Raw genomic sequence first — 22,012 nt, 5'->3', positions numbered from 1 at the left:
ATATCCACGGATACATCCCCTGATACCCCTGCAAGCACAGCCCTTGCGACGTACCGGAGCGCTCCTCTTCATACGCACACATACAGGACGCGCCGATATCGATCTGCGATCTTGTGGAGCAGTCCGCGGCACTTCCCCTCAGCGCGCATCGTTACCATGCGTGGACGCACATTGCGACGACCACTGACGACGACGAGGGACGGGCGAGCGCGTGGCCGAGGCGGCAGACTTCCAGGGGACGTGTCCCTCACCTGCCCGCCGGTGGCTGCGGCGCACCGGCGCACTGCTCGCCGGGGCGCCTCTGCTGGCCGGCCTCCTCCAGATGTCCGTCGCCGCGCCTGCCGGCGCTGCCGAGCAGACCTCCGCACGGGCCGCCTCCGGCTCGCAGACGGTGTCCGTGTCCGTGGACACACTCACGCCCGGCATCCCCACGGACGGGGACACACTGACCGTCTCGGGGACAGTGACGAACAACGGCAAGCAGGCGGTCACCGACGCCCACGTGGGACTGCGCCTGGGACAGGCTCTGAACACCCGCTCGGCGATCGACAGCGTCGCCGAGCGCACCGGCTACGTCCAGGGTGTCGACGGCTCGGAGATCGACGACAAGTACACGCAGAAGTTCTCCAAGCTCACTCCGGGCGTCGCCGAGCCCTTCACGCTCTCCGTGCCGGTCGACAAGCTGGACCTCGGCGACGACGGCGTCTACCCGCTCGGTGTCTCGCTCTCCGGCCAGACCTCCGCCCAGCCGTGGGACCAGGTGCTGGGCATCCAGCGGACGTTCCTGCCGTGGCAGCCCGACGACGCGGACACGAAGACGAAGACGACGTTTCTGTGGCCGCTCGTCTCCTCTGTCCACATGACGGCCCAGACGGGTTCCAACGAACAGCAGACTCCGGTCTTCCTGAACGACGACCTCGCCAAGGAGATCGCCCCCGGCGGCCGGCTCGAGCAGATGGTCTCCCTGGGCAAGGACCTCGACGTCACCTGGGTGATCGACCCGGACCTGCTGGCCTCCGTCGACGCGATGACCCGTAGCTACAAGATCCAGGGCGACGGCGACACCACCACGACCGGCACCCACCAGGCGGTAGCCAAGGCGTGGCTGGCCGAGCTGCAGTCTGCGGTGGCGGACAAGGAGGTCGTCGCCCTCCCCTTCGCCGACCCGGACCTGGCGTCCCTCGCCCACAACGGCACCAGCGTCACCGGTTCGCTGAGTCATCTCAAGGACGCCACGGACGTCGCCGCGACCACAGTGGAAACCGTGCTCCACGTGACACCGAACACCGACTTCGCCTGGCCGGTGAGCGGCGCCGTGGACCCGTCGATCATCAAGGTCGCCACCTCGGCCGGCGCCGACAAGGTGATCGCCCGCAGCGACAGCCTCCAGGAGACCGGCGGCCTGCCGTACACGCCCTCCGCGGCCCGCCCCATCGGTGGCGGTACGACGGCGGTGGTCGCCGACGCGCGCCTCTCGACGGCGTTCGAGGGCGATCTGACGAAGGCCGGGGCGGCCACGCTCGCCGAGCAGCGGTTCCTGGCCCAGAGCCTGGCGCTGGACCTGCAGTCGGACAAGCAGCGCAGCATCGTCGTCGCCCCGCAGCGCATGCCGACCGCCAGCCAGGCCCAGGCGATGGCCGAGGCGCTGACGGCCCTGCAGGGCAGCACCTGGACCGAGTCTCAGGATCTCGCCGCGGCGGCCAAGGCCAAGCCGGATCCGGGTGCCACCACGAAGATCCCGTCGTCCTCCAGGTACCCCTCCTCGCTGCGCAAGCAGGAGCTGCCGAGGTCGGCCTTCGAGGAGATCGCGACCACTCAGGACAAGCTCGACAACTTCCAGGTGATCCTCACCAACGAGGCCCGCGTGGTGACCCCCTTCGGGCGGGCCATGAACCGCGAGATGTCCACGTCGTGGCGCGGCCAGGCGGGCGAGGCGGCGAACTTCCGCCAGGGCGTGCTGGGTTATCTCGACGACCTCATCGACCAGGTCAAACTGATCGACAAGTCCGAGACCAAGCTGTCGGGCCGCAGCGCCACGATCCCCGTGACCGTGCAGAACAACCTGGTGCAGGGCGTCGACCACCTGATCCTGCGCCTCACCTCGACGAACCCCACGCGCCTCAAGATCGGCGGCAAGGCCTACACGGAGCAGCAGGTCACGGTCAACGGCGGGCACAGCCAGTCGGTGAAGTTCACCACGACGGCCAACGCCAACGGCAAGGTCGGCGTGGTCGCCCAGCTGTACACGGAGGACGGGCAGGAGTACGGGCAGGCCGTCAACTTCGACGTCAAGGTCACCGAGGTCACCGCCACGGTGATGCTGGTCATCGGCGGCGGTGTCCTGCTGCTCGTCCTGGCCGGCTTCCGGATGTACACGCACCGCAAGCGCGCCGCCGCCCGCCAGGCCGAGGAGGAGGGTCCCGACGGGCCCGACGACGCGGCGGGCGAGGCACCGGAGGGCCCGGAGAACCCCGAGGGCCCGCAGGACCGTCTCCAGGAGGAGTCGGGCGCTCCGTCCCGGGCAGACGACCCGGAGCACCCGAGTGACCCGACACCGGACACCGCACCGGAAAGCGCCGACCCGTCCGGCACGGGTGAGAGAGTGGACCGTTGAGCGATGTCGTGGCCGGTGGGCCCGGGGACGATGAGGTGGGGTAACCATGAACGCGCCGTACGACGGTGACCGCGGTCAGGGCGCGGGCAGCTCGGGCTACCCCGAGGGCCCGCCGCCCGAACACGGCCAGGTGCCGCCGCAGCCCCCCGCGGACATGTACCTCCAGGACGCCTACGACCAGGACCCCTACCGGGCGCAGGACCTCTCCGCCCAGGACCCGGTCGCCGAGGCGCTCTACGACCGCGCCGCACACCCCCCGCCGCCTCCGGGCACGTACCCGCCGCAGCCCCCGCTCTACGCCCAGCCGCCCCAGTCCCCGTACGCCCCCGACCCCCGTGTGTGGGCGCAGACCCCGGCGCCCGAACCCGAAGGCCCGACCCAGTACCTGCCCTACGGCGACGACGCCCGCACGACGCAGTTCGTGGGCGTCGACGACCTGGTGACCGGGGCCGGCGAGAACTACCAGGAGCCGGACGCCTTCGCTCACCTCTTCCGGGACCAGGGCCAGGGCGGCGGACGCCCGTCGACAGATCCCCCCGGGGTCCCCGGCCCGTCCCCGGCACCGCAGCCGGGCCAGGCACCCCTCGCGCCGGCTCCGGCCCCGATGTCCGACGCCACGATGCAGCTCACCCCGACCGCACCGGCGCCCTCGGCCGCTCCCAAGAAGGGCGGGAAGGCCGGCGGGCTCCTGAAGTCGAGTGCCGTGATGGCGGCGGGCACGATGGTCTCCCGCCTGACGGGCTTCGTCCGCTCCGCGCTGATCGTCTCCGCACTGGGTGTCGGACTGCTCGGCGACACCTTCCAGGTCGCCTACCAGCTGCCGACGATGATCTACATCCTGACCGTCGGCGGCGGACTCAACTCCGTCTTCGTGCCGCAGCTCGTGCGCGCCATGAAGGAGGACGAGGACGGCGGCGAGGCGTTCGCCAACCGGCTGCTGACCCTGGTCATGGTGGCGCTCGGCGCACTGACCGCGCTCGCGGTCTTCGCCGCCCCCCTCCTGGTCCGCCTGCTGTCGGTGAAGGTCGCCAACGACCCGGCCGCCAACGAGGTCGCCGTCACCTTCACCCGCTACTTCCTGCCCTCGATCTTCTTCATGGGCATCCACGTGGTGATGGGCCAGATCCTCAACGCCCGCGGCAAGTTCGGCGCGATGATGTGGACGCCGGTCCTGAACAACATCGTCATCATCGTGACGCTCGGCATGTTCATCTGGGTGTACGGCACCGCGGCGAACTCCGGCATGGAGGTCACGACCATCCCGCCGGAGGGCCAGCGGCTCCTCGGCATCGGTGTTCTTCTCGGTCTCGTCGTCCAGGCCCTCGCGATGATCCCGTACCTGAGGGAGACCGACTTCCGGCTGCGGTTGCGCTTCGACTGGAAGGGCCACGGCCTCGGCAAGGCCGCGATGCTCGCCAAGTGGACGGTTCTGTTCGTCCTGGCCAACCAGGCGGGCGCGCTGGTCGTCACCCAGCTGTCCACGGCCGCGGGCAACGACACGAAGGTCGACGGCACCGGCTTCGCCGCCTACGCCAACGCCCAGCTGATCTGGGGCCTGCCGCAGGCGATCATTACGGTGTCCCTGATGGCCGCGCTGCTGCCGCGAATTTCGCGCTCGGCCGCCGAGGGCGACGGCGGTGCCGTCCGCGACGACATCTCGCAGGGCCTGCGGACGACGGCCGTCGCGATCGTGCCCGTCGCCTTCGGCTTCCTCTCGCTCGGCATCCCGATGTGCACCCTGATCTTCGGCTCCTCGGGCACCAGCGAGGCCACGAACATGGGCTTCATGCTGATGGCCTTCGCCCTCGGCCTGATCCCGTACTCGGTGCAGTACGTCGTCCTGCGTGCCTTCTACGCCTACGAGGACACCCGGACGCCCTTCTACAACACCGTCATCGTGGCCGCGGTCAACGCGGGCGCCTCGGCGGTCTGCTTCTTCGTGCTCCCGGCCCGCTGGGCCGTGGTCGGCATGGCGGCCTCGTACGGCCTCGCGTACGCGACCGGTGTCGGTGTCGCCTGGAACCGGCTGCGCAAGCGGCTGGACGGCGACCTGGACGGCGCCCGCGTGCTGCGGACGTACGCTCGGCTCTGTATCGCCTCGGTGCCGGCCGCGCTGCTCAGTGGTGCGGCCTGCTACGGGATCGGACATACGCTCGGTCAGGGTGTCGTCGGCTCGTTCGCCGCACTTCTGGTGGGCGGTGCCGTACTGCTCGGAGTCTTCTACATCGCGGCCCGCCGCATGCGCATCGAGGAGCTCAACTCCCTCGTGGGCATGGTGCGCGGGCGGTTGGGGCGCTGAGCGGGGGCACATGCACAACCATCGTCCGCCGCTGTGTGTCGTGCATAGCGGCAGACTGTGGGCACAATTGGTTTCGGCGTCGGACAGCGTGCAACGGATGGGGAGGCAGGAGCGGCGGTGGCGGAACGGAGCACGGCTGCCGTCGACGTGGCAGACAACAGCGGCGACAAGCCGCTGACCGCCAAGGCGGACCAGTCCACGGCCGACGGGGTGGCCCAGAACCCGGAGCGGGACACGGACAGCGACCAGGCACAGGGGAGCGGCGGGATCGAGGAAACCGGGAAGGCCTCACCTCCCGAACTGCACAGCGGGCACAAGCTCGCCAGACGCTATCGCCTCGAAGAGTGCGTCACCCGTCTGGACGGCTTCAGCAGTTGGCGCGCGGTGGACGAGAAACTCCGCCGTGCCGTCGGTGTGCACATCCTGCCCGCGGACCATGCGCGGGCCCGCTCGGTGCTGGCCGCGGCCCGTTCCTCGGCGCTGCTGGGTGATCCCCGTTTCGTGCAGGTCCTGGACGCCGTGGAGGAGAACGACCTCGTCTACGTCGTGCACGAATGGCTGCCCGACGCCACGGAACTGACGGCGCTTCTGGCGCCCGCCCCGCTGGAGGCGCACGACGCCTACCAGATGGTCAGTCAGATCGCCTCCGCCATGGCCGCCGCCCACCGCGAGGGCCTCGCCCATCTGCGCCTGAACCCGAACGCGGTGCTGCGCACCTCGTCCGGCCAGTGGCGCATCCGGGGCCTGGCCGTCAACGCCGCGCTGCGCGGCATCAGTTCGGACACCCCGCAGCGCACGGACACCGAGGCGATCGGCGCCCTGCTGTACGCGGCGCTCACCCAGCGCTGGCCGTACGAGAGCGACGCCTACGGCCTGTCCGGGCTGCCCAAGGGCGTCGGTCTCATCGCCCCCGACCAGGTGCGCGCAGGCGTCCACCGGGGTCTCTCGGAGCTCGCCATGCGCGCGCTCGCCAACGACGGTGCCACGGCCTCCCGGCACGAAGCGGCGTGCACCACTCCGGAGGAGCTGGTCAAGGCGATCGGCGAGATGCCCCGCATCCGCCCGCCGGAGCCCGCGTTCACCGCGCCTCCCGAATACCAGCGCACGACCTACCAACAGGGCACGTACGGCCGCCCCGCGCCGCGTCCCGGGGCCAGCCAGGCGGTGCCGACCCCGCCGCCCCCGCTGCAGAGTCGCACCGGCAAGGCGCTCAAGTGGGCCGTGTCCGCGCTGCTGATCGCCGCGCTGGGCCTGGGCAGTTGGCAGCTCGCGGACGCTCTGATGGATCAGGGCAACAAGTCCGACGACACCAAGCAGACGCAGCCGACGGACGGTAACGACAAGAGCGGCGACAAGACCAAGCCGGTGAAGACGCTCTCCATCCAGGCCGCCCAGGAGTTCGTGGCGAAGGGCGACGCTCAGCACCCCAACGATGTCGACAAGACGTACGACGGCGACTCGTCGACGTACTGGCGGACCTCGAGCTTCATAGGGGGCCCGGTGCTCGCGCCGTACAAGCCGGGCGTGGGCATCGTCTACGACCTCGGTTCGGCGCAGAGCGTCGCCACGTCGACCATAGGGCTCTACTACAGCGGCAACCACACAACGGTGCAGCTGTACGCGGCCGACTCGCTGTCGCCCTCCTCCCTGGACTCCATGACGCAGATCGGCACTGTCACGACGTCCGGGACCAGTGCGACGGTGAAGGTCACCAAGCAGGTGAAGACCCGGTACGTTCTTGTCTGGCTCACCGCGCTGCCCCACGCGCCGAGCGACCGGTACAGCGATGCCGGCTACAAGCAGGCCATCACCGACGTGAAGTTCACGGGCTGACGTCTCACCGAAGGGGGAGGGGGTCCGATGGCGGAAGGCGCCGGACACGACGGCATGAGCGATCAGGATCTGCTCGCCCGTCATGTCGAAGGCGACCCGGACGCCTTCGGTGAGCTCGTACGGCGCCACCGGGACCGTCTCTGGGCCGTGGCCCTCCGCACGCTGGGCGACCGCGAGGAGGCCGCTGACGCGGTCCAGGACGCCCTGGTCTCCGCCTACCGGGCCGCCCACACCTTCCGCGGCCAGTCCGCCGTCACGACCTGGCTGCACCGGATCACCGTGAACGCCTGCCTGGACCGTGCCCGCAAGGCCGCATCCAGGAAGACGTCCCCGGTCGACGACACCGAGCGCCTCGAACAGCTCCTGGAGCCGCACGAGTCGGCCGCCGCCCCGGCGGAGCGCAACGACCTGCACCGCCAGCTGCTGGAAGCCCTGGGCACCCTCCCGCCCGACCAGCGCGCCGCCCTCGTCCTCGTGGACATGCAGGGCTACCCGGTCGCCGAGGCCGCCAGCATCCTCGATGTTCCGACGGGCACGGTGAAGAGCCGCTGCGCACGCGGTAGAGCCAGACTGCTTCCGCTCCTCACCCATCTGCGGCCGGAAAGAGCCGCTGACGACGAGGAACCGGGCGCACGACGGAACCGGGCGCAGGGGACATCCGTCCCACCGGCAGCGGGACCACGCGAATCGTCGGGTCCCAAGGACGCAGGGCCGAGCGATTCAGCTGCTGTGAAGGGCGGAGGTGGGCGAGCGTGACATCCACGACGGACATGGCCGGGCACCCGGATGTCGCGGAGATCTCCGATCTCACCGAGGGCCTCCTCCCGCCGTCCAGGACGGCCGAGGTACGACAGCATCTGGACGAGTGTGAACTCTGCGCGGACGTCTATGACTCCCTGGAGGAGATCCGGGGACTGCTGGGCACACTGCCCGGTCCACCGCGGATGCCCGCCGAGATCGCGGGTCGTATCGACGCGGCCCTCGCCGCCGAGGCGCTGCTGGGTGCCACCACCCCGGAGACCTTGGCCGCGCCCACCTTGGTGAGCGCGTCCCGATCCGTGTCCGGCGAGGACACCGCGACGCATGTTTCACGTGAAACATCGCCTCCGGCCGCCCGCCCGTCGGGACGTGCGCATGCTGCGACCGGTCCCGGACGCAAGGACCGGAGTCGCAGCGGTCGTCGCGGGAGGATCGTCCTGGGAGCCGTGTTCACCGCGGCCGTTCTCGGGGCCGGCTCTCTGTTCCTCCAGTCGCTGGGCGACCACAAGACGTCCGACGCGGCTCACGGGAATCCGACCAGCGCTGCGGACACCTTCTCCAAGGGGAAGTTGGAGAGCGAGGTCTCGGATCTGCTGTCCACCAGGACGGCCACGCGTCGAGGCACTACCGGCGACGGCCACCCCTATAAGGCCGAAACCGCACCCGGCAACGGAGAGCCCTCCACCAAGACGCTCATCCAGCCCTCGGATCCCATCCCGAGCTGCATCCGGCAGGGCATCAACCGGGGCAACGAGGATGTCCTCGGTGCCAAACAAGGCACCTACGACGGAACCGCTGTCTATCTCGTGGTGCTGCCTGACGCTTCCGACAGCAGCCGGGTCACGGCTTACATCGTCGACTCAGCCTGCACGAGCGGTCAGACGTCCGCTCCTGGCAAGGTCCTCCTGACGCAGTCGTACGCCCATCCCTGACTCCGGAGGCCTCATCGCCGGCCGGCGTGGTACTTCCCTCCTGTGTGCTGTCTCCGTGTGCCCGGACACACCGGGAATGCGGGCCCCGTAGGATCCGTTGGGTGGGGTGGAGGCTCTGACAGGGGCTCCCACCGGTCGTACTGACGCAGTCCAGAGACGAGGAACCAAGCCGTGAGCGACGTCCGAAACGTGATCATCATCGGCTCCGGGCCCGCCGGCTACACGGCGGCGCTCTACACCGCGCGCGCGTCGCTGAAGCCGCTGGTGTTCGAGGGCGCCGTCACCGCCGGTGGTGCGCTGATGAACACCACCGAGGTCGAGAACTTCCCGGGCTTCCAGGACGGCATCATGGGCCCCGAGCTCATGGACAACATGCGCGCCCAGGCCGAGCGCTTCGGTGCCGAGCTGATCCCGGACGACGTGGTCTCCGTCGACCTGACCGGTGAGATCAAGACCGTCACGGACACCTCGGGCACCGTGCACAAGGCGAAGGCCGTCATCGTCACCACCGGCTCGCAGCACCGCAAGCTGGGTCTGCCGAACGAGGACGCGCTCTCCGGTCGGGGTGTCTCCTGGTGTGCCACCTGTGACGGGTTCTTCTTCAAGGACCAGGACATCGCCGTCATCGGTGGTGGCGACACGGCGATGGAGGAGGCGACCTTCCTCTCCCGCTTCGCCAAGTCCGTGACGATCGTCCACCGCCGGGACAGCCTGCGCGCCTCTAAGGCGATGCAGGAGCGTGCCTTCGCCGACCCGAAGATCAAGTTCATCTGGGACAGCGAGGTCGCCGAGATCGAGGGCGACCCGAAGCTGGCCGGCCTCAAGCTGCGCAACCTGAAGACCGGGGAGCTCTCGGACCTCGCGGTGACGGGTCTGTTCATCGCGATCGGCCACGACCCCCGCACGGAGCTCTTCAAGGGCCAGCTGGACCTGGACGGCGAGGGCTACCTGAAGGTCGAGGCGCCCTCGACCCGGACCAACCTGACCGGTGTCTTCGGCGCCGGTGACGTCGTCGACCACACCTACCGCCAAGCGATCACCGCCGCCGGCACCGGCTGCTCCGCGGCTCTCGACGCCGAGCGTTTCCTCTCCGCCCTCGCGGACGAGGAGAAGGCAGAGCCCGCGAAGACCACCGTCTGACCCCCATCCGCCCCACCGCACGATCAAGTTAAGGAGCCCGCCGTGGCCGGCACTCTGAAGAATGTGACCGACGATACCTTCGAGCAGGACGTCCTCAAGAGCGACAAGCCCGTCCTCGTGGACTTCTGGGCCGCCTGGTGCGGTCCGTGCCGTCAGATCGCTCCGTCCCTCGAAGCCATCGCCGCCGAGTACGGCGACAAGATCGAGATCGTCAAGCTCAACATCGACGAGAACCCGGGTACGGCCGCCAAGTACGGCGTGATGTCCATCCCGACCCTGAACGTCTACCAGGGTGGCGAGGTCGCCAAGACCATCGTCGGTGCCAAGCCGAAGGCCGCGATCGTCCGCGACCTTGAGGACTTCATCGCCGAGTGATGTTTCACGTGAAACATGAATGGGCCGACTCCCCGGAGCCGGCCCATTTGCTTTGGAGCCGTCCCTAGCTGTTCCTTGCCGCTCCTAGAGCGGTCGCAGCGCCGGCTCCTTCTGTACGGCCCCCAACAGCCGGTCAAGCGCCAGCTCCACGTCCTCCTTCCAGGAGAGCGTTGTGCGCAGCTCCAGCCGCAGTCGTGGGTGGGCGGGGTGCGGGCGGACCGTCTTGAAGCCCACAGCGAGCAGATGGTCGGCAGGCAGTACGCAGGAAGGCTCTTTCCAGCGGGTGTCACCGAAGGCCTCGATCGCCTTGAAGCCCCGCCGCAGCAGATCCTTGGCGACCGTCTGCACCATGACGCGGCCCAGCCCCTGTCCCTGGTAGCCCGGCATGATGAACGCCGTCATCAGCTGCACGGCGTCCGGCGAGACGGGGCTCGTGGGAAACGCCGTTGAGCGAGGAACGTAGGCAGGGGGCGCGTAGAGGACGAAGCCCACCGGGACGTCGTCGACGTAGACGACCCGCCCGCAGGAGCCCCAGTCCAGTAGGACGGCGGAGATCCAGGCTTCCTTCTCCAGGGCTGTCGTGCCCGCTCTTACCGCGGCCTGGCCGCTGACGGGGTCCAGCTCCCAGAAGACGCACGACCGGCAACGCTGGGGAATGTCCGGGAGGTTGTCCAACGTGAGCGGTACGAGCCGACGCCCCATGAAGGCTGATCCTCGCTTCCTTCGCCCGCAGCGTCGCGGGCGGCTGTCAGAGCGCTGCGTTCCCTGAGCAGGCTGCCGACGAATCCGCCGACCGCTCCCAGGCCCAGACCCGCGCTCACCAGTCCGGTGCGGCTCACCGTTCGCATGGCCCCTGCCTCCTCTAAGAGGTGCTGCCAGGTGGATGCGCCATACCCGAACGCATCGTATCCATGATGCGATTGCATCGATACCGACAGAAAGCAAAGAGCGGGCCGCGTTCCGGTACACACCGGACACGGCCCGCTCTGCTGGTCGGACGAACAGAAACAACCATGCCGAAGGCGAGACGGCTCAGGCCTCGTCCTCCGAGTCGTCCACCAGACTCCTCTGCAGGACCGGTCCCTCGCCCGGAGCCAAGGAACCGAGGATCCGCTCAAGATCCTCCATCGAGGCGAACTCGACAGTGATCTTGCCCTTCTTCTGGCCCAGGTCGACCTTCACCCGGGTCTCGAAGCGATCAGAGAGACGCGTGGCGAGATCCGACAGCGCTGGGGAGACCAGGGCGCCGGCCCGCGGCCCCTTGGAGCGCTGAGCCGACTGGGGCCGCGAATCCATCAGGTGCACGATCTCCTCGACGGCCCGCACCGAGAGCCCCTCCGCCACGATCCGGTGAGCCAGCCGGTCCTGCTCCTCCGAGTCGTCCACGGACAGCAGCGCCCGGGCATGGCCGGCGGAGAGCACTCCGGCCGCAACCCGGCGCTGGACCGACGGCGAGAGCTTCAGCAGCCGCAGAGTGTTGGAGACCTGCGGGCGAGAACGCCCGATACGGTCCGCCAGCTGATCGTGCGTGCAGTTGAAGTCCTTGAGCAACTGGTCGTAGGCAGCCGCCTCTTCGAGCGGGTTCAGCTGGGCGCGGTGCAGGTTCTCCAGGAGGGCGTCCAGGAGAAGCTTCTCGTCCTCCGTGGCCCGCACGATCGCCGGGATCGCCTCAAGTCCCGCCTCACGGCAGGCCCGCCAGCGCCGCTCGCCCATGATGAGCTCGTAGCGCGTCGGGGCGATCTGCCGTACGACGACGGGCTGGAGAAGGCCGACCTCCTTGATGGAGGTGACGAGTTCCTGCAGCGCGTCCTCGTCGAAGACCTCACGCGGCTGACGCGAGTTCGGCGTGATGGAGTCGAGAGGCAGCTCGGCGAAGAAGGCACCGACGGGAGGCGCCGGCGTCTCCGGAGTGCCGTACGCCGACGTGTCCTCTGTGTCGTAGGAAACCGGGGGCAGCGTGGTGACCTTCGCCGCGGCCACTCCTCGGTCGCCGGTGATGACTGGTACAACCGTGGGGGACGCGGAAGCAGCGCCGCCTCCCATCGCGGCCGGAGCCACCGTCTTCTCCCCGGTCGGGGCTGCGGGGATCAGTGCGCCGAGCCCACGGCCCAAACCCCTCCGTCGCTCGCTCACTGGATGCCCTCCACCATGCTCTGGTCGCTCTGCGCGCCGATGTGCGCATGTGGTGCGTCGTAGCTGACGCCCACACCCTTCAGTGCGATTTCCCTTGCTGCCTCAAAGTAGGAGAGGGCACCGCTCGATCCGGGATCGTAGGTCAGTACCGTCTGCCCATAACTCGGCGCCTCGGAGATACGGACCGAGCGGGGAATGCTCGTCCGCAGCACCTCGTCGCCGAAGTGACTGCGCACCTCGTCCGCGACCTGGGACGCGAGACGCGTCCGACCGTCGTACATGGTGAGCAGGATGGTCGACACATGCAGGTTGGGGTTGAGGTGACCCCGCACCAGGTCGACATTGCGGAGCAGTTGCCCGAGGCCCTCCAGCGCGTAGTACTCGCACTGGATCGGGATGAGGACCTCCGCACCGGCGACCAGCGCATTGACCGTCAGCAGGCCGAGCGAGGGCGGACAGTCGATGAGGATGTAGTCCAGCGGCTGCTCGTAGGCCTGAATCGCCCGCTGCAGCCTGCTCTCTCTCGCCACCAGGGACACCAGCTCGATCTCCGCACCGGCGAGATCGATCGTGGCAGGGGCACAGAAGAGACCCTCGACATCGGGAACCGGCTGAACCACCTCGGAGAGAGGCCTGCTGTCGACCAACACGTCATAGATGGAAGGGACTTCCGCGTGATGATCGATCCCCAGTGCCGTGGAGGCATTGCCCTGGGGGTCGAGGTCGACCACCAGAACACGGGCACCGTGCAGTGCCAGCGAAGCGGCAAGATTGACGGTCGTCGTCGTCTTGCCCACCCCGCCCTTCTGGTTGGCGACAACCATGATTCGGGTCTGCTCTGGTCGCGGCAGGCCCTCGCCCGCACGACCTAGGGCTTCCACAGCCAGTTGGGCAGCACGACCGATGGGAGTGTCGTCCATAGGGGGCGGTGTTTCACGTGAAACATCCTCCCCCATCGACTCGGTACGGGGACCGGGGACCGGATCGGTCATCGGTCCCGCGATGTTGGCGTCGGACCGCAAGGATTCACTCTCCTCGACTTCAGGCTCGCAATGAACAGAGCCTCCCATGTCTTCAGGGTCGTGAACCAGTGAGGCCTGTTGTTCTGTGGAGAATTCCACCTCTGTGGACAACTCCGTGCCCTCTCCGAGTGATCCGAGAGGCTTCCGATCGCGGGGTTCGGCCGCGCGGCTGCGGCTGATGATGCCGTGGAGCAGTGAGCGACGTTTCACGTGAAACACGATGCACAGCAGCCGAGGCCGAACTGTCCGCGACACTCCGGCATGCGTAGGTTAGGCAGCTTGTGTGGAGTAAGTCTCGTCGTCAGGACGGATCAGCGACGACGGCGAGTCCGTCCGGTGCGCGCCGCCTTCGCGCGCTTGGCGGCGAAGCGAACACCACCAGGACTCTCCCCGACCTCGACGCGCACGACCGTGGACAGTGGATCCACGATGCCCTCGCCCACATGGAGGATGGACGTCTCCACAGCACCGAGCTTGCTCAGGGCTGTTCCCGCTGCCTTGAGCTCTTCCTCGGCAGTGTCGCCCTTGAGGGCGAGCATCTCTCCGTAGGGACGCAGCAACGGGATGCCCCAGGTGGCCAGCCGGTCCAGCGGTGCCACGGCCCGGGCCGTCACCACATGGACGGGCTGCAACTTGCCCATGACCTCTTCGGCCCGCCCGCGCACGACGGTCACATGGTCCAGGCCCAGCAACTCGACGACCTCGGCAAGGAAGTTGGTCCGCCGCAGCAGAGGCTCCAGCAGCGTGATCTTCAGATCCTCCCGGACGAGCGCCAGGGGAATGCCCGGCAGGCCGGCCCCCGAACCGACGTCGCAGACGGTCACGCTCTCCGGCACGACCTCCGAGAGGACCGCACAGTTCAGGATGTGCCGTTCCCACAGGCGGGGCACCTCACGCGGGCCGATGAGACCACGCTGCACACCCGCGTCGGCGAGCAGCTCGGCGTATCGGACCGCATCCTCGAAGCGATCGCCGAACACCTCGCGCGCCACCTCGGGCGCAGGGGGAAGCTCCGCTGCCTCCGTCACGGGGGACCGTCCTTCCGTACCGCAAAAGCGCATGGGGCGCTGACCATCAGGACCACCAGAACTACAGGACTATCAGGCTGACAAAGTTCGGCCCCGTCTGCTCAACAGACGGGGCCGGTGGAACGTGGGGACCGATCAGGCGGGAAGCACGACGACGAAGCGCTGCGGCTCCTCGCCCTCCGACTCGCTGCGCAGTCCCGCGGCCTTGACGGCGTCGTGCACGACCTTGCGCTCGAACGGGGTCATCGGGTTCAGCTTCACCGGCTCGCCGGTGTTCTTCACATCGGCCGCGGTCTTGGCGCCCAGCTCGGAGAGCTCGGTGCGCTTCTTGGCCCGGTAGCCGGCGATGTCCAGCATCAGCCGGCTGCGGTCCCCGGTCTCCCGGTGGACGGCCAGGCGGGTGAGCTCCTGGAGTGCTTCCAGCACCTCACCGTCACGGCCGACGAGCTTCTGCAGATCGCGGCCGCCGCTGTCGCTGATGATCGACACAGCGGCGCGGTCGGCCTCGACATCCATGTCGATGTCGCCGTCGAGATCGGCGATGTCGAGCAGACCCTCAAGGTAGTCCGCCGCGATCTCGCCCTCCTGCTCCAGGCGGGACAGGGTGTCTGCACCCTCGGCAGCGGCGGAGGTGGTGGTGCCTTCCGTCACGGGATGGACTCCTTCTTACTTCTTGGACGGGGACTTGGGCCGCTGCGGACCCTTGCGCTGTCCGGACTGGGCCTTGCTGCGGGTACCGCCGGCGGGCTTCGGGGCGGCCTTCTTGGCAGCGGTGGCGGGCTTGGCGTCCTCGGGTTCGTCCGACTTGCTCAGCGAGGTCTTCGGCTCGGCGTCCTCGGGAGTGTCGTCGGCCGACTTCGCGGCGGTTGACTGGCGCTGGGACTTGGTCTGCCGCTTGGGCTGCTGGCGCTTGGGCGCGGCCGTGGTCGGCGTGCCGTCCTCGGACTCCACCGCTGCCTCGCCCTTCACCACAGTCCCGTCGGCCTGGGCCACGAGGCCCACCTTGGTGAGGCTGTTGATGAACTTGCGCTCGAACTCGTTGCGCTCACGGCCCTTGGAGACGATCGCCTTGACGATGGCCTTCTCGCCCCGGCTGCGGGTCTTCTCGTGGTGCGTGACGTGCTTGGTCAGGCGCTCCAGGTAGGCGGCCTGGGCCTTGGAACCCGGGGTCGGGTTGTTGCGGATGACGTACATCTGCTGGCCCATGGTCCACACGTTGGTGGTAAGCCAGTAGACGAGGACACCGACGGGGAAGTTGATGCCGAAGATGGCGAACATGACCGGGAAGACGTACATCAGCATCTTCTGCTGCTGCATGAACGGGGTCTTCACCGTGGTGTCGACGTTCTTCGTCATCAGCTGGCGCTGCGTGTAGAACTGCGACGCCGACATCATCACGATCATGACCGCGGTGACGACCCGGACGTCGGTCAGCGTGGCGCCGAGGTCCGCGACCTTGGCGCTACCATCCGTGAACTTCGCAGCCAGCGGGGCACCGAAGATGTGCGCCTGACGCGCGCTGGCGAGCAGCGAGTCGTTGATGACGCCGATCGTCTTGCCCGTCGCGATGCCGTTGAGCACGTGGTACAGGGCGAAGAAGAACGGAGACTGCGCCAGGATGGGAAGGCACGAGGAGAGCGGGTTGGTACCCGACTCCTTGTACAGCTTCATCATCTCTTCGGACTGACGCTGCTTGTCGTTCTTGTAGCGTTCCTGGATCTTCTTCATCTCGGGCTGCAGGGTCTGCATGGCCCGGGTCGCCTTGATCTGCTTCACGAAGAGCGGGATCAGGCAGATGCGGATCAGGATCACCAGGGACACGATGGACAGGCCCCAGGCCCAGCCCGTGTCGGGACCGAAGACCTTCCCGTACACCGAGTGGAACTGGACGATGACCCAGGAAACGGGTGTCGTGATGAAGCTGAAAAGACTGGCAATCGTGTCCACTAATCATGCTCCTTGGGCATGGGACGGTGTCTCTGCGGCCGGGCTCGAAGGACTCAGCCCTTCAGTGGCCGTTTCGGCGGCGGAGGTCCCGCCCTTGTCTGCGCGCCGTGCGCCCCGCAGCATCTCGTGCCACCGAGGACGCTTGCGCGGCGGGACATGGTCCACACCGCCGAGCGACCACGGATTGCACCGCAGGATGCGCCAGGCCGTGAGCGCGGTGCCCTTGATCGCGCCGTGCCGGTCGATGGCCGTATAGCCGTAGTGGGAGCACGACGGGTAGTACTTGCACACCGGCCCGAGCAAAGGACTGATCGTCCACTGGTACAGCTTGATCAGTGCCAGTAGTGGGTACTTCATCGCGCGCCCCCTCCCAGCAGCCGCTGAACGGCGGCATCCAGGTCTTGGGCCAGCTGTGCATGGTCGGCGTCGCCCGCTCCGGGCAGCGCTCGTACGACTACCAGGCTACCGGGGGGAAACAGAGCGACTCGCTCACGCATCAGATGGCGAAGTCTGCGCTTCACTTTGTTGCGCACCACGGCGCCGCCCACTGCCTTGCTGACGACGAAACCCGCACGCGTCGGGGGAGCGCTCTCCCCTGGCGCGTGCGGGTCCGTGGCACCGCTACGAAAGTGGACGACGAGAAGCGGGCGGCCGGCCCGGCGACCCCGTCGTACCGCGGTCGCGAAGTCTTCGCGCCGCCTCAGCCGATGCTCGGTAGGCAGCACGACGTCATGACCTGATCGGGATCAGGCGGACAGGCTGGCGCGACCCTTGCCACGACGGTTCGCGAGAATCGCGCGACCGGCACGGGTACGCATCCGCAGGCGGAAGCCGTGGGTCTTGGCCCGGCGACGGTTGTTCGGCTGGAAGGTGCGCTTGCTCACGAGGGGGCTCCAGAAATAAATCGGTGGTTGCGGGTGCCGTCCTGGCTGTCACCGTGCGCCCACGAGTAGCTCGCAGTAACGCCCGAGTGCACCGCTGACCGATCACCCACATGCGATCTGTGCCCATCGGAGGCAGGCGGCAGCAGCCATCGACAACTCGACCTGGTCACGGTACGCGGGGCTACGCCATCCGGTCAAACCAGCGGTCACAGCGAGACACTATCCACAGGCTGGGGACAACAACTTGAACCGCACCCGTCGCCCTGACTACCGTGGCTGGACTCTGATTCGTTCCTTTGTCCCCCGCCCCGACACCTTTTTCCCCTGCGTCCCACCCGATTTACATCCCGTCCCGTCCGCGAACCACACGTTCGTGGGACCCGTGAGAGAGCGTGCCCTGTGGCTGACGTACCTGCCGATCTTGCCGCAGTGTGGCCACGAGTGCTGGAGCAACTTCTCGGTGAGGGGCGTGGGCAGGGTGTCGAGACCAAGGACGAGCACTGGATCCGGCGCTGCCAGCCCCTGGCACTCGTCGCAGACACCGCCTTGCTCGCCGTACCGAACGAATTTGCGAAGGGCGTGCTCGAGGGCCGCCTCGCGCCGATCGTCAGCGAGACCCTGAGCCGCGAGTGCGGCCGGCCGATCCGGATCGCGATCACCGTCGACGACTCCGCGGGCGAGCCCCCGGGCCCGCCGGCGCCCCCCGCCCCGCCCCAGCGCCGCTACGAGGAACCCGAGCAGAACCGGGACCCGTACGAGGGCGGCTACGGCCGTCATCGCGCCGAACCGCTCCCGGGCGGCCCCGGCGACCAGCTGCCCACCGCCCGCCCCGCCTACCCGTCGGAGTACCAGCGGCCCGAGCCCGGCGCCTGGCCGCGGCCGTCGCAGGACGACTACGGCTGGCAGCAGCAGCGCCTCGGCTTCCCCGAGCGGGATCCGTACGCGTCACCGTCCCAGGACCAGTACGCGCCGCCCGCACAGGATCAGTACGGCTCCCCCTCCTCGGAGCAGTACGGAGCGCCGTCGAAGGACCAGTACGGCGCACCGCCCCAGGACTCGTACAAGCCGCAGCAGGACCAGTACGCCCCGCCGGCGCAGGACTACCGCCCGCAGTCGATGGAGCGTCCGTCGTACGAGCAGCAGCGCGCGGAGTACGAGCAGTCGCGGGCCGAGTACGAGAAGTCCCGCGCGGAGTACAACCAGCGCGACGCACGCCGCGATCTGTCCGACTCGCGCTCGTCGTCGAACTCCGGCCATGTGCACCGCGGCGGTCCGGGGTCGCCGGGGCCGCTGGGCTCGAAGCCCGCGCCGGCGGCCGGCCCGGGTGAGCCGACCGCGCGCCTGAATCCGAAATACCTCTTCGACACGTTCGTCATCGGCGCCTCGAACCGCTTCGCGCACGCCGCCGCTGTCGCCGTCGCCGAGGCGCCCGCGAAGGCGTACAACCCCCTTTTCATCTATGGGGAGTCGGGACTCGGCAAGACGCACCTGCTGCACGCGATCGGGCACTACGCGCGGAGCCTGTACCCCGGCACGCGCGTGCGGTACGTGAGCTCGGAGGAGTTCACCAACGAGTTCATCAACTCGATCCGCGACGGCAAGGGCGACAGCTTCCGCAAGCGGTACCGCGAGATGGACATCCTTCTTGTCGACGACATCCAGTTCCTCGCGGACAAGGAGTCGACGCAGGAGGAGTTCTTCCACACGTTCAACACGCTCCACAACGCGAACAAGCAGATCGTGCTCTCCAGCGACCGGCCGCCGAAGCAGCTGGTCACGCTGGAGGACCGGCTGCGGAACCGTTTCGAGTGGGGCCTGATCACCGACGTCCAGCCGCCCGAGCTGGAGACCCGTATCGCCATCCTTCGTAAGAAGGCGGTGCAGGAGCAGCTCAACGCCCCGCCGGAGGTCCTGGAGTTCATCGCCTCCCGCATCTCGCGCAACATCCGCGAGCTGGAGGGGGCGCTGATCCGGGTGACGGCGTTCGCGTCGCTCAACCGGCAGCCGGTGGACCTCGGTCTCACCGAGATCGTCCTCAAGGACCTCATCCCTGGCGGCGAGGACTCGACCCCGGAGATCACCGCGTCGGCGATCATGGGAGCGACCGCCGACTACTTCGGCATCACGGTCGAGGACCTGTGCGGCAGTTCGCGCGGGCGCCAGCTGGTCACGGCCCGGCAGATCGCCATGTACGTGTGCCGCGAACTGACGGACCTCTCGCTGCCGAAGATCGGCGCGCAGTTCGGCGGCCGCGACCACACCACGGTCATGCACGCCGACCGCAAGATCCGCGCGCTGATGGCCGAGCGCCGCTCGATCTACAACCAGGTGACCGAGCTGACCAACCGCATCAAGAACGGCTGACAGCAGCGCAGCTACGACGCCGAAGGCGGCGGATCCACGACACCGGAGGGCGCCCAGGGATTTCTCCCCGGGCGCCCTTCGGCTTGCCGGGAGCCGGCCGCGACGCCGCTCGGAGGGAACGTGCAGGCGCTTCAACGGCCAGCGGGGAAGGCGGGCTCAAAGGCGTCCGAAGGCGTCGCGGAGTTCTCCAGGGCGAGCCGCAGCCGGGGCGGCGCTGCTCCCCAGCTGCTCCCCAGCCGCTCCCGCGGCGGTCTGGCGGCGGTCGGGAGCAAGTCGGAAGCCGCTTTGAAGCGGTCCAACGCCCTTCCCGGACCGATCCCGCGGCCGCTCGGGACGTGTCCGCCGTCCATCCACAGCTGTGTACAGACCGCCCGCTGTTCGAATACCCGCCGGGTTACGGCCGCCCTCCACAGATTTGGCGACTTTCTTCCGTCCACATCCTGGGGACTGGGAAGTTGTCCAGATCGTGTCCACAGGCCTCGCGGGTGAGAGACCATCAGTCCAGGTCAGGTGCTTGTGGATTCGTGGACAAAAGATCTCCACAGGCTGTGGACAAATCCGTGATCCACAGGCTGGGGACGGAGTTGTCCACCGACAACCCACAGGCCGGGGCCGGTTGTCCCCAGCGACCCCCAGCTTCTCCACACCGCTGTCCACTGTTCGGCAACGCGACGCGCCATCTCACCGTGTCGAGTGAAAGGCGTCACACGAAGGTGCCGGGTTGGGCTGTGGGAAAGGTGGGTAAAGCTGGGGACGGCGCTGGGGAGAAGTGGCCCTCGGCTGTGCATGGGGTGTGCAGAACTTTCCGTTCTCCACAGAAACCCGAGGTTGTCCACCGCCGTCACCCACAGGACCGGTGGACAAAATTCCCGCTCTGAGCTGGGAAAACGGGGTTATCCACGGTATCCACAGCCCCTACTACTACTAGCAACTAGAGAGAGCTGGGAAACCGTTTCGAAGCGGGGCCTGTGCACAACTCGCGCTTCGTCGCCCGACCGCCCCTCGTCACGACTTGACCCCGAGAGGCACCTACTGTCAGTGCCGTGCGTCAGACTGTTCCCCGGTGTCCTTCCCCTCACAGGGACCGACCACACCGAGACAGACGACGAAGCCAGGCAGGCCGAGAAGCGCCGGCAACAGCAGGAGGCGGCAACAGTGAAGATCCGGGTGGAACGCGACGTACTCGCGGAGGCAGTTGCCTGGGCGGCACGCAGCCTCCCGGCCCGTCCGCCGGCGCCGGTCCTCGCCGGCCTCCTGCTGAAGTCCGAGGAGGGGCAGCTGAGCCTGTCCAGCTTCGACTACGAGGTCTCCGCGCGGGTGTCGGTCGACGCGGAGGTCGAGGAGGAGGGCACCGTCCTCGTCTCCGGCCGGCTGCTCGCCGACATCTGCCGCGCCCTTCCCAACCGGCCGGTGGAGATTTCCACAGACGGTGTACGGGCGACGGTGGTCTGCGGCTCCTCCCGCTTCACGCTGCACACACTGCCTGTGGAGGAGTACCCGGCGCTTCCGCAGATGCCGGGCGCCACGGGCACCGTCCCCGGTGAGGTGTTCGCCTCGGCCGCAGCCCAGGTGGCCATCGCCGCCGGGCGTGACGACACGCTGCCCGTCCTCACCGGTGTGCGCATCGAGATCGAGGGCGACACGGTGACGCTGGCGTCCACCGACCGCTACCGCTTCGCGGTCCGCGAGTTCCTGTGGAAGCCGGAGAACCCGGAGGCGTCCGCGGTCGCCCTGGTGCCCGCCAAGACGCTCCTGGACACCGCCAAGGCCCTCACGAGCGGCGACAGCGTGATCCTGGCGCTCTCCGGCTCGGGCGCGGGCGAGGGCCTCATCGGCTTCGAGGGCGCCGGCCGTCGTACGACGACCCGCCTCCTGGAGGGTGACCTCCCGAAGTACCGCTCGCTCTTCCCGACGGAGTTCAACTCCATCGCCGTGATCGAGACCGCCCCCTTCGTGGAGGCCGTCAAGCGCGTGGCCCTGGTCGCCGAGCGCAACACGCCGGTGCGACTGAGCTTCGAGCAGGGCGTGCTGATCCTGGAGGCCGGTTCCAGCGACGACGCACAGGCTGTGGAGCGGGTCGACGCGAACCTCGAGGGCGACGACGTGTCGATCGCCTTCAACCCGACGTTCCTGCTGGACGGCCTGAGCGCCATCGACTCCCCGGTGGCCCAGCTGTCCTTCACGACCTCCACCAAGCCCGCGCTGCTCAGCGGCAAGCCGGCCCTGGACGCCGAGGCGGACGAGGCCTACAAGTACCTGATCATGCCGGTCCGCCTGAGCGGCTGACCCGTACCGACGAGAACACCGCAGGTCGGGGCATACGCGGCCGGGTACTCCTGAGCGCGTATGCCCACAGGTGTGCATGACCGTCCGGGTTTAGGCTCGGACACAGGTACGCAAGTGCCCTCATGCCACGTCGCACCCTAAGGAACAACTGATGGAGCTCGGTCTCGTCGGCCTCGGCAAGATGGGCGGCAACATGCGCGAGCGCATCCGCCGCGCAGGCCACACCGTCATCGGATACGACCGCAACCCGGACCTCGCCGATGTCCACAGCCTGGGAGAGCTTGTGGACAGGCTCAAGGCCCCCCGCGTCGTGTGGGTGATGGTCCCGGCCGGTGCCGCCACCCAGTCGACCGTCGACGAGCTGGGCGAGCTCCTGGAGCCCGGCGACGTCGTCGT

At 68.3% G+C, this 22,012-nt stretch carries 19 protein-coding genes; 10 read left to right on the top strand and 9 right to left on the bottom strand.

The window, feature by feature from the left end; all coding sequences use genetic code 11:
• The first annotated feature begins 211 nt into the window (after positions 1-211).
• The 7 genes from SSP08S_RS40510 (at position 212) to trxA (ending at position 9,952) form a co-directional block, all read left to right on the top strand.
• Entirely contained in the window at positions 212-2,614 is a 2,403-nt protein-coding gene (locus tag SSP08S_RS40510) for a DUF6049 family protein (protein WP_019073368.1), read from the top strand.
• A gap of 46 nt (positions 2,615-2,660) precedes the next feature.
• The gene (gene murJ, locus SSP08S_RS40505; protein WP_019073367.1) at positions 2,661-4,913 is read left to right on the top strand and encodes a murein biosynthesis integral membrane protein MurJ; all 2,253 of its coding nucleotides are present in this window, start codon (positions 2,661-2,663) and stop codon (positions 4,911-4,913) included.
• A gap of 117 nt (positions 4,914-5,030) precedes the next feature.
• Complete coding sequence (locus SSP08S_RS40500) at positions 5,031-6,746, top strand: protein kinase family protein (RefSeq protein WP_019073366.1); 1,716 nt, start codon at positions 5,031-5,033, stop codon at positions 6,744-6,746.
• 27 nt (positions 6,747-6,773) lie between these two features.
• The gene (sigM, locus tag SSP08S_RS40495; protein WP_019073365.1) at positions 6,774-7,502 is read left to right on the top strand and encodes an RNA polymerase sigma factor SigM; all 729 of its coding nucleotides are present in this window, start codon (positions 6,774-6,776) and stop codon (positions 7,500-7,502) included.
• Positions 7,499-8,437, top strand: coding sequence for an anti-sigma factor family protein (locus SSP08S_RS40490; RefSeq protein ID WP_019073364.1), 939 nt, complete (start codon positions 7,499-7,501; stop codon positions 8,435-8,437). The genes sigM and SSP08S_RS40490 overlap by 4 nt, the downstream gene beginning before the upstream one ends.
• Before the next feature lie 171 nt (positions 8,438-8,608).
• Positions 8,609-9,577 (top strand): thioredoxin-disulfide reductase, encoded by a 969-nt coding sequence (trxB, locus tag SSP08S_RS40485; protein ID WP_019073363.1) that lies wholly within the window; start codon positions 8,609-8,611, stop codon positions 9,575-9,577.
• 42 nt (positions 9,578-9,619) lie between these two features.
• Positions 9,620-9,952, top strand: coding sequence for a thioredoxin (gene trxA, locus SSP08S_RS40480; protein WP_019073362.1), 333 nt, complete (start codon positions 9,620-9,622; stop codon positions 9,950-9,952).
• Positions 9,953-10,036: 84 nt separating this feature from the next.
• Here trxA and SSP08S_RS40475 read toward each other — a convergent pair whose 3' ends face one another.
• From SSP08S_RS40475 to rpmH, 9 genes are all read right to left on the bottom strand, one after another.
• On the bottom strand, positions 10,037-10,654 hold the full coding sequence (locus SSP08S_RS40475; RefSeq protein ID WP_019073361.1) for a GNAT family N-acetyltransferase: 618 nt from the start codon (positions 10,652-10,654) through the stop codon (positions 10,037-10,039).
• A 330-nt stretch (positions 10,655-10,984) separates the two neighbouring features.
• Positions 10,985-12,085, bottom strand: coding sequence for a ParB/RepB/Spo0J family partition protein (locus tag SSP08S_RS40470; RefSeq protein WP_026179257.1), 1,101 nt, complete (start codon positions 12,083-12,085; stop codon positions 10,985-10,987).
• Positions 12,082-13,155: a ParA family protein gene (locus SSP08S_RS40465; RefSeq protein WP_078532690.1), complete on the bottom strand. Its 1,074-nt coding sequence runs from the start codon at positions 13,153-13,155 to the stop codon at positions 12,082-12,084. The genes SSP08S_RS40470 and SSP08S_RS40465 overlap by 4 nt, the downstream gene beginning before the upstream one ends.
• A gap of 263 nt (positions 13,156-13,418) precedes the next feature.
• Positions 13,419-14,135 (bottom strand): 16S rRNA (guanine(527)-N(7))-methyltransferase RsmG, encoded by a 717-nt coding sequence (gene rsmG, locus SSP08S_RS40460; protein WP_026179255.1) that lies wholly within the window; start codon positions 14,133-14,135, stop codon positions 13,419-13,421.
• A gap of 135 nt (positions 14,136-14,270) precedes the next feature.
• A complete protein-coding gene (locus tag SSP08S_RS40455; RefSeq protein ID WP_019073357.1) occupies positions 14,271-14,786 on the bottom strand; it encodes a Jag family protein in 516 nt (171 codons plus the stop codon).
• A gap of 15 nt (positions 14,787-14,801) precedes the next feature.
• The gene (gene yidC, locus SSP08S_RS40450; protein ID WP_019073356.1) at positions 14,802-16,082 is read right to left on the bottom strand and encodes a membrane protein insertase YidC; all 1,281 of its coding nucleotides are present in this window, start codon (positions 16,080-16,082) and stop codon (positions 14,802-14,804) included.
• Between the two features lie 3 nt (positions 16,083-16,085).
• Positions 16,086-16,439: a membrane protein insertion efficiency factor YidD gene (gene yidD / locus SSP08S_RS40445; RefSeq protein WP_019073355.1), complete on the bottom strand. Its 354-nt coding sequence runs from the start codon at positions 16,437-16,439 to the stop codon at positions 16,086-16,088.
• Positions 16,436-16,807, bottom strand: coding sequence for a ribonuclease P protein component (rnpA, locus tag SSP08S_RS60010; RefSeq protein WP_078532680.1), 372 nt, complete (start codon positions 16,805-16,807; stop codon positions 16,436-16,438). Before rnpA ends, yidD begins: the two co-directional genes overlap by 4 nt.
• A gap of 21 nt (positions 16,808-16,828) precedes the next feature.
• On the bottom strand, positions 16,829-16,966 hold the full coding sequence (rpmH, locus tag SSP08S_RS40435) for a 50S ribosomal protein L34 (RefSeq protein ID WP_006381191.1): 138 nt from the start codon (positions 16,964-16,966) through the stop codon (positions 16,829-16,831).
• Between the two features lie 399 nt (positions 16,967-17,365).
• Between rpmH and dnaA the strand changes: the two genes are divergently transcribed.
• From dnaA to SSP08S_RS56855, 3 genes are all read left to right on the top strand, one after another.
• Entirely contained in the window at positions 17,366-19,330 is a 1,965-nt protein-coding gene (gene dnaA, locus SSP08S_RS40430; RefSeq protein WP_078532679.1) for a chromosomal replication initiator protein DnaA, read from the top strand.
• A gap of 1,155 nt (positions 19,331-20,485) precedes the next feature.
• Entirely contained in the window at positions 20,486-21,616 is a 1,131-nt protein-coding gene (dnaN, locus tag SSP08S_RS40425) for a DNA polymerase III subunit beta (RefSeq protein ID WP_019073352.1), read from the top strand.
• Positions 21,617-21,767: 151 nt separating this feature from the next.
• The coding region (locus tag SSP08S_RS56855) for an NAD(P)-binding domain-containing protein (protein ID WP_043260130.1) at positions 21,768-22,012 on the top strand (245 nt) is incomplete at its 3' end.

It is taken from the genome of Streptomyces hokutonensis, from assembly GCF_000376565.1.
In the GTDB taxonomy this organism is placed as follows: Bacteria; Actinomycetota; Actinomycetes; order Streptomycetales; family Streptomycetaceae; genus Streptomyces; species Streptomyces hokutonensis.
The sequence above is the reverse complement of the archived record's forward strand: the minus strand, read 5'-3'. Positions and strand labels throughout refer to the sequence as shown.